We start from the raw sequence: 13574 nt of genomic DNA on the forward strand, positions 1-13574 counted from the left end.
GCCAGCCGGCGGTGAGACGCGAGCGCCATTCGAACCCGAGGAGGGCTTCCAGTTCCTCGTCGTTGATCGCGGCGGCGGGTGGCGCGGCCACGGTCCGGTTCGACGTGGGTGACCGCCCCGAGGACGGTGCCGCCCGCCCCGTTGATGAGCTCGCGGATGCGGGCCAGGTCGGCGCGGTGGACCGTGCGCGGATTGCAGACGACCAGCACTCCGTCGACGCGGTCGACCAGCGCGAGCGCGTCGGCGTACGCGAGGACGGGCGGCGCGACGACGACCACGGTGGCGCCGGGGTCGTCGGCCACGTCGATGAGCCGGGTGGTCCGTGCCGAGGTCAGGGCCCGCGGCACGTTGCGCGCCCGCTTGCCGGGGACGAGGTCGAACGATCCGGACTCGCCCGCGTCCACGTGGAGTTGGCCGGGAAGGGGCCAGTCGCCGTCGGACGGCTCGGCCGAGTCGGTCCGGCCCCAGCTGGGCCGGGAGGCGTGGGAGACGCGCAGCCGCTGGGACAGCGACGGCGTACGCAGGTCCGCCTCGACGAGCAGGACGTTCTTGCCGGTCTCCGCGAAGGCCGCCGCGAGGTTGGCCGCCACGGCGACGGTGGGCGCCATGGGGCCGCGCGGCGCGACGACCAGGAGCCTGCGGCGGTCCGCGAACCGGTCGTCGTAGGCGAGCCGGAAGGCGATCGACCGGTACTCCTCGGCGGCTCGCGACTCGGCGCCGCCCACCACCAACGGTCCGGTCGCACCGCGCGGCAGGGTGCCGAGCACCGGGCCGCGCACCGCACGGGCCACATCGACGGGGGAGCGCGGTGCCGGGTCGAAGACCAGCCGTACCCAGGCGCCCAGCAGACCGAGGCCGATGCCGACCGCGCCGCCGAGGCCGAGCGAGAGGGGCAGGCCGGGGCCGTCGGAGGCGGCGGGCGGCGTGGCCGTGCGGATCACGTTGGCGGGCGTCATGTCGAGCGACTTCAAACTGGTGATCTTGCCGCGGAGTTCGGTGATCCGGTTCAGCAGGTTGGCCTGCACGGCGTAGGCGGAGTCGGCGGCCGACCCGTTGGGCAGCCCCTTGATGCGCTTGCTGATGTCGTCGTTCTGCTTGGCGATGGGGCTGAGCTGGTTCTGCAGGCTCCTGAGCATCGCGTCCCGGATGTCCTCCCACTGCCGCTTGCGCAGCTCGATGTAGGACTGGGTGAGGGCGTTGGCGCGGCGGGCGGCCTCGGCCGGGCTGGACGCGTTGTACGTGAAGTGCAGGACGAGGGTCTGCGGCGGATTGGTGACCTGGAGGCCCTTTTGCAGGGCGTCCACGTCCGCGTCACTCATGCCGAGCTTCTTGGCGGCGCCCTCGGCCACCTTGCGGCTGAGGGCCGTCTGGCGCTCGGAGCCCATGTTGACCGCCTTGTCGGCGGAGATGGTCGGCGCGAACGGGTCGCTGGTGGGCGCGCGCAGCACCACGTCGGTGGTGGCCGCGTAGCTCTCGGCGCCGGTGATGCCGAGCCATGCCCCGGCGAGCAGGCCGACGCCGACGCCGCCGCCGATCAGCCAGCGGTAGCGCAGCAACTGGCGGAACTGTTCCCGCAGTTGCTCGGGTTCTTCCTCGCCCCGCCCGGCCTCGTGTGTCTCGCTCATGTCCCCAGTCCCCCCAACGCCTCGTCGATCAGCGCGTCGATCCGCGCGAGCCCCGCCTCCCGCGACAGGTGGGTCGCCACGTGGCGCGGCCCCCGCTCGCCCAACTGACCGGCCCGCACCGGATCTTCGACGAGTCTACGCACTGCGGCCAGGAGCTGTTCGGGACTCTCCGGTTCCACCAGGACCCCGGCCCCGGAGCGCCGCACCTCGCGCGCGGTGCCGCCCTCGGCGGCGACGGAGGCGACGACCGGGCGCCCGGCCGCGAAGTAGGAGGTGAGCTTGGACGGGACGCTCATGTCGAGCACGGACGCCCGCTGCGTGACGGCCAGGACGTCGGCGGCCGCCAGGACGTCCGGGAAGTCGCCGTCGTCGGCGGGCGGCAGGAATTCCAGGTTGGGCAGCCCCGCGCCGCGCTGGAGAAGCCGCTCGCGCTGGTTGCCGTCGCCCATGAGGACCACGCGCACGTCCGGCGCCCGGCGTGCCACGTCGACCAGCACCTCCAGGCCCTGCTTGAGGCCCATGTTGCCGGAGTGCAGGACGACCGGTTGTCCGGGCGCCCAGCCGAGCCGTGCCCGGGTCCGCTCCCGGTCGCCCGAAGGCGCCTGTATGTGCGACCAGTTGGGCACCACACGGATGCGCGCCGGGTCCACTCCCATGGCGGTGACCCGTTCGACGAACGTCTCGTGGATGACGCCGACGAGCGTGGCGCGGCGCAGCACCCACGTCTCGGCGCGCTCGGCGAGGGCGGCGGCCCGGCCGCCGCCCTGGATGCCGGACTGGGCGGCGGCCGCTGCCATCAGGTCCTGCACCACGGGCACGTACGGCACCCGGTGGCGGGCGGCGATGCGGGCGCCGAGCACCCCGCCCGCCAGGCTGGGCAGTTGAGCCAGTACGGCGTCGGGGCGTCCGGTGCGCGGCGGCGCGGCGAGACCGTGGGCGAGGATCGACCCCTCGAACAGGGCCCGGCGCAGGGCGCTCTGACGGGCCGGGACGGTGTGGCGGCGGCGGTGGACGGTGACCCCGGCGCGCGTCTCGGTGGTCCGCCACACGCCCTCGTAGCCGGGCGCGAGCCGCCAGGACGGGTAGTGCGGAAGACCGGCGAGCACGTGCGTGTCATGGCCGGAGCGGGCCCAGTGCTCGGCGATGCCGGTCGCGTAGGGCCCTATGCCGGTGTGCTCGGGCGCGTAGTTGGTGGACACGAGGAGCAGTCGGCGGCGCGACCGGCGCCGCGACGCGGCGCGTTCGACGTCCGGGGCAGGGCTCTGCGCGGGGATCTCGCCCCGACTCCGCCCGGACTCCGCTTCGTTGTCATGACGCACGTGTGCCACGCGACGAACCCCTTCCCCCGGCCGCCTCGGCGGCCCTCCCCGGTGCGCACACACCGCGCCGGGGGGCCGAAACCGACCGGCACCAGAGGCGCGAACAGGACGCACACTATCTGTTCACCCATCTTGCACGGAACATGAACGCTATCGTCAAAGTCGACGCATCCCGCCCGCGACAGGGCGGGCGCGTCGGGGGACACGACGAAGCGAGGGGACGAACTGTGCCGACGAGCAGACCGTACCGCGTGGGCTACGCGCCGGGTGCCTACGACCTCTTCCACATCGGGCACTTGAACATCCTGCGCCATGCCCGCGCCCAGTGCGACTACCTGGTCGCGGGCGTGGTCTCGGACGAGATGGCCGAGCGGGCCAAGGGGCGGCGCCCGATGATCCCGCTGGTGGAGCGGCTGGAGATCGTGCGCAGCGTCCGGTTCGTGGACGCGGCCTTCGTGGAGACCGTTCCCGACAAGCTCGAGACATGGCAACAGGTCCGTTTCGACGCGCTGTTCAAAGGCGACGACTGGCGTGGCACCCCGAAGGGTGAACGTCTCGAACGGGACTTCGCCACGGTCGGCGTGGACATCGTCTACTTCCCGTACACCGTGCACACCTCCAGCACGCAGCTGCGTCGCGCCCTGGACACCCTCGACGGCGTGGATGTCACCGGCGAACGGCGGACAGCTCCCGGAACCACTTGGTGAGGAAGGCGGCCAGGAAGAGGGCCGCGGCGGCGCCGAGCGCGGTGTAGGCCCAGCGGAAGACGGTGCCGCCGCCGAGCAGCAGGAAGACCAGGCAGAACACCCCGTGGTCGACCGGGAGCAACGCCACCGCCCGTGCCGTGGACGGCACGGCGGAGGCGCCGGGGCCCCCTTCGGGCTTGAGCTGTTCGGTGAGCAGGCCGCCGAAGAACGTGACGACGGCGGCCAGTTGGAAGCCGAGCGGCACCAGCAGCCAGCCGTCGCTCGTGGTGCCGAAGTGGCCGGGGTGACGGTAGAAGGCGATGAGCACGGCGATGTGCAGTGTCGTGAGCTTGGCGCAGTCCACGACATGGTCGAGCCACTCCCCCGCCGCGCTGCCCCCGCCACGCAGCCGGGCGAGCTGCCCGTCCGCGGAGTCGAAGGCGAATCCCACGGCGAGCCCCAGCCAGACCAGCAGGCCCAGTGTCCAGGTGGGCGTGGCCAGCGCGGCGGCGGCGACGGCCGCGCCGCTGAACACCGCGCTGACCAAGGTGACCTGATTGGGTGTCAGCCCGAGGGCGTAGGCACCGGCGGCGAACAACCGCCCGACGGGCCGGTTGACGAACCGCGAGTACAACGAAACGCCTTTGGCGCTCTTCTGCGCCGACTTCAGCCGTACCAGCGCCGACGCTGTGGTGCCGCTCATCGTCCCCCCGGACCTCGTGGCCTGCCCCCGGCCCGCGCGTGCGCCGGCCCTCGCCATCATGTCAGCCGCCGGGGTCCGGCGCAGGGCTTCTCACACCGGACGCGCCCGCAGCCACTCCTGGAGCTCGACGACATTGCCCTCGGGGTCCTTGATGTGGGCGACGCGCATCCGGTCCGTCATGGGCACGGGCCCCTGCGCGAGCACTCCGCCGCGCTCGGCGATCCCGGCGCAGTACGCGTCCAGGTCGTCGACGCGCAGCGCGATCAGCGAGCGCAACGGGGCATGACGGCCGGGGTGCTCCCCGGCCTCGGCGAGCACCCCGGCCATCGTGCTCCGCTCCTGCAGGGCGATCCCGGCGGAGCCGGCCGGTGGCGAGAACTTCTCGTACGGGCCGCGCTCGGCGCCGGACTGCGGGGTGAGCGCGAGGACGTCGGCGTAGAACCGGTAGCAGGCGGCGAAGTCGGTGACGAGCAGGCGCACTTGGGCGAGTTCCATGCGCTCAGCGTACGAGGTCGGTCCCGCCGGCCGGCGTCAGCCCCAGCGTCCGGTGCGGCCGAGCAGCAGCGCCACCGCCGCCGTACCGGCCGTGGAGGTACGCAGCACGCTCCGGCCCAGCCGGTACGGCCGCGCCCCGGCCGCCCGGAACGTCTCCAGCTCCTGGGGGGACACGCCCCCTTCGGGCCCCACGACCAGGACGATGTCCCCGTCCGCCGGGAGGTCGGCCGAGGCCAGGGGCGCGCTGTCGCAGTCGCGGTCCTCGTGCAGCACCGCCGCGAGGTCGGCCGTGGCGAGCAGCCGCGCGACCTCCTTGGTCGACGCGGCGTCGGCCACCTCGGGGAAGCGGACGCGGCGGGACTGCTTCCCGGCCTCCCGTGCGGTGGCGCGCCACTTGCCGAGCGCCTTGAGGCCGCGCTCGCCGCGCCACTGGGTGACGCAGCGGGACGCCGTCCACGGCACGATCGCGTCGACGCCGGTCTCGGTCATGGTCTCGACGGCCAGTTCGCCGCGGTCGCCCTTGGGCAGCGCCTGGATGACGGTGATGCGTGGCCGTTCCTCGGGCTCGGTGTGGGCGGGGCCGAGGTCGACGACGAGCCGGTCCTTGCCCTCGGCGGCGGCGACGGTCCCTTCGCTCCAGGCCCCGAGCCCGTCGGTCAGCACCACGCTCTCGCCCGCCCGCAGCCGCTTCACGGACACGGCGTGCCGTCCCTCCGGACCGTCCAGGACGTACGTGCGCTCGCCCGGCACCGGACCGTCGACGACGAACACCGGCGCGGTCACGCGGCGCCCCGCCCGGCCGACGCGCCGCGGGCGGCGTCGAGTTCGGCGGCCAGCACCTCGACGAGCTGCCCGGCAGGCAGCTCCCGGGCGAGCCGGTGCCCCTGCCCCGCCCACAGCGCCATGCCCTGCGGGTCACCGGCCTTGGCGGCGGCCTTGCGCAGCGGCGACGTCATGTAGTGGACCTGCGGGTACGCGGCCGGGGCGTAGGGGCCGTGCTCGCGCATGAACCGGTTGACCAGGCCGCGCGCGGGCCGCCCGGAGAACGCGCGGGTCAGTTCGGTGCGGGTGAACAGCGGGTCGGTCAAGGACCTCTTGTGCAGGGCGGGCGCCCCGGACTCGGGGGTGACGAGGAACGCGGTGCCGAGCTGGGCGAGTTCGGCCCCGGCGGCGATCACGGCGGCGATCTGAGCGCCGCGCATGATGCCTCCGGCGGCGGCGATGGGCAGCGCCACGGCCTCCCGTACCTGCGTGACGAGCGAGAGCAGCCCGATCGAGCTGCCGTCACCCGCCGGGATGTCGCGGTGGGTGCCCTGGTGTCCGCCCGCCTCCGTGCCCTGGACGCACACGGCGTCGGCGCCCGCCTCCTCGGCGGCCTGTGCCTCCTCCACGGTGGTCACGGTGACGGCGGTGCGGGTGCCGACGCGGCGCAGCGCTTCGACGGTCTCGCGGGTGGGGCAGCCGAAGGTGAAGCTGACCAGCGGCACCGGGTCGTCGACGAGGATGGCGAGCTTGGCGTCGAACCCGTCGTCGAGGGAGGCGTCGCTGTCGCCGAGCGGCGTGCTGTACCAGCCGGCCTCACCGGCGAGCTGGTTGCGGTAGACGTCGACGGCGGCCGGGTCGGCGCAGTCGGGCTGCGGCACGAAGAGGTTGACGCCGAAGGGGCGGCCGGTGAGCGCCCGCACCTGCTGGATCTCCTGGTACATGCCGTCGGCGGTCTTGTACCCGGCGGCGAGGAACCCGAGCCCTCCGGCCTCGCACACGGCGGCGGCGAGCTCGGGACGGGACGCGCCACCCGCCATGGGGGCCTGCACGATCGGGTAGTGACAGAGATCGGTCAGTGCACAGGACATGACGGCATCGTGCCATGTACGACCCGGACGGCCGAATCGAAGGGGTCACGTAGAGCGGCACCCTCCGGAAAGCGTGAAGAAACGGGGCCCGAAGGCGCGCCTTCGGGCCCCGCCACCAACCGGCTCACCGCCCGTTGAACGCATCCTTCAGCCGCGAGAACAGCCCCTGCTGCCCCGGCTGGAACTGTCCGGTGGGCCGCTCCTCGCCGCGCATCTTGGCAAGCTCGCGCAGCAACCGCTCCTGCTCGGGGTCGAGCTTCTGCGGCGTCGTGACCTCGACATGGACGATCAGGTCGCCCCGGCCCCCGCCCCGCAGGTGCGTGACACCGCGCCCGTGCAGCGGGACCGACTGGCCGGACTGCGTGCCGGGCCGGATGTCGATCTCCTCCATGCCGTCGAGCGTCTCCAGCGGCACCTTCGTGCCGAGCGCCGCCGCGGTCATCGGGATGGTGACGGTGCAGTGCAGGTCGTCGCCGCGCCGCTGGAAGGTGGGGTGCGGCAGCTCGTGGATCTCGACGTAGAGGTCGCCGGCGGGGCCGCCGCCCGGACCGACCTCGCCCTCACCCGCGAGCTGGATGCGCGTGCCGTTGTCCACACCGGCCGGGATCTTCACGGTCAGCGTCCGCCGCGAGCGGATGCGGCCGTCGCCGGCGCACTCCGGGCACGGGGTCGGCACGACCGTGCCGAAGCCCTGGCACTGCGGGCACGGCCGCGAGGTCATGACCTGGCCGAGGAAGGAGCGCGTGACCTGGGAGACCTCGCCGCGGCCGCGGCACATGTCGCAGGTCTGCGCGGAGGTCCCCGGCGCGGCGCCCTCACCGCTGCAGGTCGAACACACCACAGCGGTGTCGACCTGGATGTCCTTGGTCGTCCCGAACGCGGCCTCGTCCAGCTCGACCTCGAGCCGGATCATGGCGTCCTGGCCGCGCCGCGTGCGCGAGCGCGGGCCGCGCTGCGACGACGTACCGAAGAACGCGTCCATGATGTCCGAGAAGTTCCCGAACCCCGCGCCGCCGAAGCCGCCCGCGCCGCCCCCGCCGCCGGACTGCGACAGCGGATCGCCACCCAGGTCGTAGACCTGCTTCTTCTCCGGATCGGAGAGGACCTCGTAGGCCGCGTTGATCTCCTTGAAGCGCTCCTGCGTCTTCGGGTCCGGATTCACGTCCGGGTGAAGCTCGCGGGCGAGCCTGCGAAAGGCCTTCTTGATCTCTTCCGGGGAAGCGTCGCGGCGCACGCCGAGCACGGCGTAGTAGTCCGTGGCCATTTACGACTCCGCCAGGATCTGTCCGACGTAACGTGCCACTGCGCGTACTGCTCCCATCGTTCCCGGGTAGTCCATGCGGGTCGGTCCGACCACGCCGAGCTTGGCGACTGCCTCGCCGCCCGAACCGTAACCGACCGACACGACGGACGTGGAGTTGAGCCCCTCGTGGGCGTTCTCATGGCCGATCCGTACGGCCATGTCCGAATCATTGACCTCACCGAGCAGTTTGAGGAGCACGACCTGCTCCTCAAGGGCCTCGAGCACGGGCCTGATGGTGAGGGGAAAATCATGTCCGAAGCGGGTGAGATTGGCGGTGCCGCCGATCATCAGCCGTTCTTCCTTCTGCTCGACGAGCGTCTCCAGGAGAGTGGAGAGCACCGTCGAGACCGTCCCGCGGTCCTCCTGCTCGAACGCCTCCGGCAGGTCCTGCACCAGCTGCGGGACGTCGGCGAACCGGCGGCCCGCGACCCGGCTGTTGAGCCGGGCCCGCAGATCCGCGAGAGACGACTCGCCGAACGGCGCCGGGCAGTCGATCATCCGCTGCTCCACCCGCCCGGTGTCCGTGATCAGCACGAGCATCAGACGCGCGGGCGCGAGCGAGAGCAGCTCGACGTGGCGCACGGTGGAGCGGGTCAGGGACGGGTACTGGACGATCGCGACCTGCCGGGTCAGCTGCGCGAGCAGCCGGACCGTGCGGCCGACGACGTCGTCGAGGTCGACGGCGCCTTCGAGGAAGTTCTGGATGGCGCGCCGCTCGGGCGCGGTCATCGGCTTCACGCTCGTCAACTTGTCGACGAAGAGGCGGTACCCCTTGTCGGTGGGGATCCGCCCGGCGCTGGTGTGCGGCTGGGCGATGAACCCCTCGTCCTCCAGGGCCGCCATGTCGTTGCGGACCGTCGCCGGGGAGACACCGAGGCTGTGCCGCTCGGTCAGCGCCTTGGAGCCGACGGGCTCCTCCGTGCCCACGTAGTCCTGGACGATGGCACGCAGTACCTCGAGCCTGCGTTCACTGAGCATCGGCGCGCACCTCCAGCGTCCTTCGTGTCGCGATCCGTGTCGCGGTCTTCCCGTCGTCTTCCCGTTCGGCACTCATTGGCACTCGATACGGGTGAGTGCCAGGCGTCCCCGGGTCAGTGTACGGCCGGTGGGTAGTGGCGCGGCAAGGGCGCCGACCTGGCGCTAGCGTCGGGGCCATGGAACGTATCGACTGGTCCGGGACGGGCTGGGAGGAACTGGCCCCCGGCGTGGGCCGTGTGCGGCTGCCCGGCTGGGACTGCACGAGCGGCCTGGTCGTCGGCGAGGGCGCCGCCCTGCTGATCGACACGGGGTCCTCGCTGCGTGAAGGCGCCCGGCTGCGCGGGGACGCCGGGCGGCTGCTCGCGGGGGTCGGGAACGCGGCGGGCGAGCGGGCGCGCGTGACGCACATCGCCCTCACCCATCCGCACTTCGACCACGTCCTGGGCACGGCGGCGTTCGCGGGGGTCGAGGTGTACGGGCCCGTGGGCATCGACACCCTCTTCGCCGCGCGCGGCCGTGACGAGCTGCGCTCGGACGCCGTACGGCACGGCGTCCCGCCTCAGACGGCCGCGGAGGCGGTGGACGTCCTCGTCACGCCGCAGCACCGGGTGTCCGGCGAGTGGACGCTCGACCTGGGCGGCGAGCGCCAGGTGCTGCTGGCGAACGTCGGCCCGGCGCACAGCGGCCACGATCTGACGGTCCTGGTGCCGGGCGGCGGCCCGGGCGGCCGGGAGGTCGTGTTCTGCGGCGACCTGGTGGAGGAGTCGGGCGAGCCGCAGGCGGGACCGGACGCGGCACCCGCGCACTGGCCGGCGGCGCTCGACCGGCTGCTCGCGCTCGGCGGCGAGGACGCGCTGTACGTTCCCGGGCACGGCTCGGTGGTGAATGCGGCGTTTGTCCGTGCGCAGCGCGCCACACTGGCGGAGCGGTTCGGCGTGTCGTAGCCGTGGCGGGGCGGGCTGTTCATATCGTCGGCCGAATGTGCCCACCCGCCTCCCGCCACCGCGCCTCCCACGACGGTCCTTCGAGCCCGCGGAGCCGCCGCTACTCGCCCGACCTGACTCCCCCGTGGAAGCGGAAGGCTTCCGTTCCCGAGGTACCCGCCGACCGCGATCTGGTCGTGGAGGAGGTCACCACGGGGTTCTGCGGGGCGGTCGTGCGGGTCGAGAAGACGGCGCAGGGCCCGACGGTGACCCTGGAGGACCGGTTCGGCAAGCTGCGCGTCTTCCCGATGGAGCCGCGCGGTTTCATGATCGACGGCAAGGTGGTCACGCTGGTCCGCCCGTCGTCGGTGGCCCCGGCCCCGGCGCGGCCCACGCGTACGGCGTCCGGTTCGGTGGCGGTGCCCGGGGCGCGGGCACGGGTGGCGCGGGCCGGGCGGATCTACGTGGAGGGCAAGCACGACGCCGAGCTGATCGAACGCGTCTGGGGCGACGACCTGCGCATCGAGGGCGTGGCGGTGGAGTTCCTCGAAGGCGTCGACGACCTCCCGGCGATCGTCGCCGAGTTCGCGCCGGGCCCCGACGCGCGCCTGGGCGTCCTCGTCGACCACCTGGTGCCCGGCTCGAAGGAGTGGCGGATCGCCCAGTCCGTGACGAGCGAGCACGCGCTGGTGGTCGGCCACCCGTACATCGACATCTGGGAGGCGGTGAAGCCGTCCTCGGTCGGCATCGCGGCCTGGCCGAAGGTGCCGCGCGGGCAGGACTGGAAGACGGGCGTGTGCCGGGCACTCGGCTGGCGGGTGGCGCACACCGGGGAGGCGTGGCAGCACATCCTGGGCCGGGTGCGCTCCTACAAGGACCTGGAGCCGGAACTGTTGGGGTGTGTGGAGCGGTTGATCGACCACGTGACCGTGCCCTGAGCCTGCGGTCTCGCTGCCTGCGGGTCGCCCCGGTCAGTCCACCAGATCCCGCACCACCGCGTCCGCCAGCAGCCGCCCCCGCAGCGTCAGCACGGCCCGCCCCGCGTCCTCGAACGCCCCGGCCTCCAGCAACCCGTCCGCCACGGCCTTCCGCGCCGCCGCCAGTCCGTCCGGCTTCAGGAGTTCCACCGGGCAGCCGTCCCGCAGCCGCAGCTCCAGCAGGATCCGCTCCACCCGCCGGTCCTCGTCCGCCAGGAGTTCCCGCCCGGCGCCCGGGGACCGGCCCTGCGCAAGGGCCGCCGCGTACGCGCCCGGGTGCTTCACGTTCCACCAGCGGACGCCGCCGACGTGCGAGTGGGCGCCGGGGCCCGCGCCCCACCAGTCGGCGCCGCGCCAGTACAGCTCGTTGTGGAGGCAGCGGGCGGCGTCGGAGGTCGCCCAGTTCGACACCTCGTACCAGTCGAACCCGGCGCCCGACAGCAGCTCGTCCGCGATGAGGTACCGGTCCGCGTGCACGTCGTCGTCGGTCATCGGCACCTCTCCGCGCCGGATGCGCCGGGCCAGCTGGGTGCCTTCCTCGACGATCAGGGCGTACGCCGACACGTGGTCGGGACCGGCACCGAGGGCCGCGTCCAGCGAGGCCCGCCAGTCGTCGTCGCTCTCGCCCGGTGTGCCGTAGATCAGGTCCAGGTTGACGTGCTCGAACCCCGCCGCCCGCGCCTCGGCGACGCACGCCTCGGGCCGCCCCGGCGTATGCGTGCGGTCGAGGACCTTCAGCACGTGCTGCCGCGCGCTCTGCATGCCGAAGGAGACGCGGTTGAAGCCGCCCGCCCGCAGTTCGGCCAGGTACGCGGGGCCGACCGACTCCGGGTTGGCCTCGGTCGTCACCTCGGCGTCGTCCGCGAGCCCGAACTCGTCGCGGATCGCGCCCAGCATCCGTACGAGATCGGCGGCGGCGAGCAGCGTCGGGGTGCCGCCGCCCACGAAGACCGTGCGCACCGGGCGCGGGTCGTCGCCGAGCACCTTGCGGGCGAGGCGGACCTCCTCGACCAGGGTGTCGGCGTAGTTGTCGCGGGAGGCGAGCACACCGCCGGAGCCGCGCAGCTCGGTCGCCGTGTAGGTGTTGAAGTCGCAGTAGCCGCAGCGCGTGGCGCAGTACGGGACGTGCAGGTAGAAGCCGAGGGGCCGGGAGCCGGCGCCGGTGAGGGCCGAGGCGGGCAGGGAGCCGTCGTCGGGGACGGGCTCGCCGTCGGGCAGTGCGGAAGGCATGGGCCCATTGTCCCGCGTCGCCGCGCAACCCCGTGCCGCCCGGTCGTCGTCACTGCGTCTGGAGCACGAGCAGCGCCAGGTCGTCGTCGGGCGGCGCGTCCGAGAAGGCGTGCACCAGGCGGCGGATGCGCTCGGCGAGCAGTTGCGCCGTCAGGCCCACGCAGCCGGACAGGGCGTGGGCGAGACCGTCGTCGTCGTCGAACTGGCGGGCGCCGCTGCGCCGCTCGGTGACCCCGTCCGTGACGCACAGCAGCGTGTCGCCGGAGGTCAGCTCGAACGTCTCGGCGGTGTAGTCGGGGTCGTCGACGACGCCGAGCAGCACCTGCGGGCTGGCCACGGGGGCGACCTGCCCGTCGGGCCGCATCAGCAGTGGCAGCGGGTGCCCGGCGGAGGCGATGGTGCAGCTCACGGCGGTGCCGTCGGCCGCCGGGGTGAGCTCGCCGTAGAGGAGGGAGAGGAAGCGGGAGGCGCAGCCCTCGGGAAGCGCGGCCTGGCCGTCCACGGCGACGAGGGCGCGGGCCGCCGCGTCGGCGGCCTCGGTCGCGTCGTCGAGCAGCAGCCGGTTGAGTCGGTCGAGGACCTGGGCCACCTGGTAGCCCTCGCGGGCGAGGAGGCGCAGCCAGGGCCGGGCGAGGCCGATGACGACGGCCGCCTCCGGCCCCTTGCCCTGGACGTCGCCGAGGGCGAAGCACCAGCGGCCGTCGGCCGCGGGGAACACGTCGTAGAAGTCGCCGCCGGGGCCGCCCGCCTCCTTCGGCTCGTAGACGAGCGCGGTCTCGACGCCGGGGATCTCGGCGATGGACGTGGGCAGCAGGCCGCGCTGGAGGATGCGGCTGATGGTGGCCTGGCGGGTGTAGCGGCGGGCGGCGCTGACGGCGAGGGCGACGCGGCGGCTGAAGTCCTCGACGAGCCCGGTCACCTCGTCGGGGAAGCGGATGATCCCGGCGCGCCCGATCAGCAGGATGCCGAGGGTGCGGCCGCCCGCGGCGAGCCGGTAGGCGAGAGCGGCGCCGGTCTCGTCCTCGGCCGCCGCGGTGGCGCTCCGCGTGAAGTCGCGCTCGAACGGCCAGGGCACGGGCACGGCGGCGGACTGCACGCCGTCGGGCAGCTTGGGCGGCTCCTTCTCCAGGTGGCCGCGCAGCTCCTCGATGCGGCTCTCGTGGGCGTGCCAGACACGGGCGAGGCGGGGCGGGGGCAGGGGGTCGGTGCCGCGCGGGTCGCGTTCGACGGTGTCGGGCAGGCCGCGCCCCTCCTCGTCGTAGAACCAGACCGCGCACCAGTCGGCGAGCCGCGGCACCAGAAGCTGGCCGACGAGCGCGGCGACCATGTCGACGTCGAGCTGCCCGGCGAGGAGGTCGGATGCCTCGGCGAGGAAGGAGAGCGCGCCGCGGTTGACCCAGTCCGGGTCCCACCGCTTCACCAACGCCCCCGTCCGCGTCGGCGCCGCCCTCCACTGGGACATCCTCGCCCTGTACGACGGCG

Annotated in this window: 13 protein-coding genes; 3 read left to right on the forward strand and 10 right to left on the reverse strand. The window is 73.5% G+C overall.

Annotation, left to right across the window (positions count from 1 at the left end; all coding sequences use genetic code 11):
• Both OFY01_RS09185 and OFY01_RS09190 read right to left on the reverse strand, forming a co-directional pair.
• Positions 1-91 (reverse strand): DUF6000 family protein (locus OFY01_RS09185; protein ID WP_266598143.1); only part of this gene is annotated, 91 nt, incomplete at its 3' end.
• 1530 nt (positions 92-1621) lie between these two features.
• The gene (locus OFY01_RS09190) at positions 1622-2833 is read right to left on the reverse strand and encodes a glycosyltransferase (RefSeq protein ID WP_266598144.1); all 1212 of its coding nucleotides are present in this window, start codon (positions 2831-2833) and stop codon (positions 1622-1624) included.
• 338 nt (positions 2834-3171) lie between these two features.
• On the opposite strand from OFY01_RS09190, the gene OFY01_RS09195 reads away from it, so the two are divergent.
• Positions 3172-3651, forward strand: a complete 480-nt coding sequence (locus tag OFY01_RS09195; RefSeq protein ID WP_266598123.1) for an adenylyltransferase/cytidyltransferase family protein — start codon at positions 3172-3174, stop codon at positions 3649-3651.
• On the opposite strand, the gene OFY01_RS09200 is transcribed toward OFY01_RS09195, so the two are convergent.
• The 6 genes from OFY01_RS09200 to hrcA form a co-directional block, all read right to left on the reverse strand.
• Positions 3611-4333, reverse strand: a complete 723-nt coding sequence (locus OFY01_RS09200) for a CDP-alcohol phosphatidyltransferase family protein (RefSeq protein ID WP_266598125.1) — start codon at positions 4331-4333, stop codon at positions 3611-3613. The two genes, OFY01_RS09195 and OFY01_RS09200, sit on opposite strands and share 41 nt — an antisense overlap.
• A 90-nt stretch (positions 4334-4423) precedes the next feature.
• Complete coding sequence (locus tag OFY01_RS09205; protein ID WP_266598127.1) at positions 4424-4828, reverse strand: VOC family protein; 405 nt, start codon at positions 4826-4828, stop codon at positions 4424-4426.
• Positions 4829-4864: 36 nt separating this feature from the next.
• Complete coding sequence (locus tag OFY01_RS09210) at positions 4865-5611, reverse strand: 16S rRNA (uracil(1498)-N(3))-methyltransferase (protein ID WP_266598129.1); 747 nt, start codon at positions 5609-5611, stop codon at positions 4865-4867.
• Positions 5608-6681 carry a nitronate monooxygenase gene (locus tag OFY01_RS09215; RefSeq protein ID WP_266598131.1) on the reverse strand — a complete coding sequence of 358 codons (1074 nt, stop codon included), beginning with the start codon at positions 6679-6681 and terminating at the stop codon, positions 5608-5610. The genes OFY01_RS09210 and OFY01_RS09215 overlap by 4 nt, the downstream gene beginning before the upstream one ends.
• Before the next feature lie 124 nt (positions 6682-6805).
• Positions 6806-7945 carry a molecular chaperone DnaJ gene (gene dnaJ / locus OFY01_RS09220; RefSeq protein WP_266598133.1) on the reverse strand — a complete coding sequence of 380 codons (1140 nt, stop codon included), beginning with the start codon at positions 7943-7945 and terminating at the stop codon, positions 6806-6808.
• Positions 7946-8962 (reverse strand): heat-inducible transcriptional repressor HrcA, encoded by a 1017-nt coding sequence (gene hrcA, locus OFY01_RS09225; RefSeq protein ID WP_266598135.1) that lies wholly within the window; start codon positions 8960-8962, stop codon positions 7946-7948.
• 176 nt (positions 8963-9138) lie between these two features.
• On the opposite strand from hrcA, the gene OFY01_RS09230 reads away from it, so the two are divergent.
• Together OFY01_RS09230 and OFY01_RS09235 are read left to right on the forward strand one after the other, a co-directional pair.
• Positions 9139-9906, forward strand: a complete 768-nt coding sequence (locus OFY01_RS09230) for an MBL fold metallo-hydrolase (RefSeq protein WP_266598137.1) — start codon at positions 9139-9141, stop codon at positions 9904-9906.
• Positions 9907-9941: 35 nt separating this feature from the next.
• The gene (locus tag OFY01_RS09235; RefSeq protein ID WP_266598139.1) at positions 9942-10823 is read left to right on the forward strand and encodes a DUF3097 domain-containing protein; all 882 of its coding nucleotides are present in this window, start codon (positions 9942-9944) and stop codon (positions 10821-10823) included.
• A gap of 33 nt (positions 10824-10856) precedes the next feature.
• Here OFY01_RS09235 and hemW read toward each other — a convergent pair whose 3' ends face one another.
• Positions 10857-12092: a radical SAM family heme chaperone HemW gene (gene hemW, locus OFY01_RS09240; RefSeq protein WP_266598141.1), complete on the reverse strand. Its 1236-nt coding sequence runs from the start codon at positions 12090-12092 to the stop codon at positions 10857-10859.
• 49 nt (positions 12093-12141) lie between these two features.
• Positions 12142-13574: PP2C family protein-serine/threonine phosphatase (locus OFY01_RS09245; RefSeq protein WP_407700308.1), on the reverse strand; the 1433-nt coding region annotated here is incomplete at its 5' end.

This window comes from Streptomyces beihaiensis (assembly GCF_026274175.1).
Classification (GTDB): Bacteria; Actinomycetota; Actinomycetes; order Streptomycetales; family Streptomycetaceae; genus Streptomyces; species Streptomyces beihaiensis.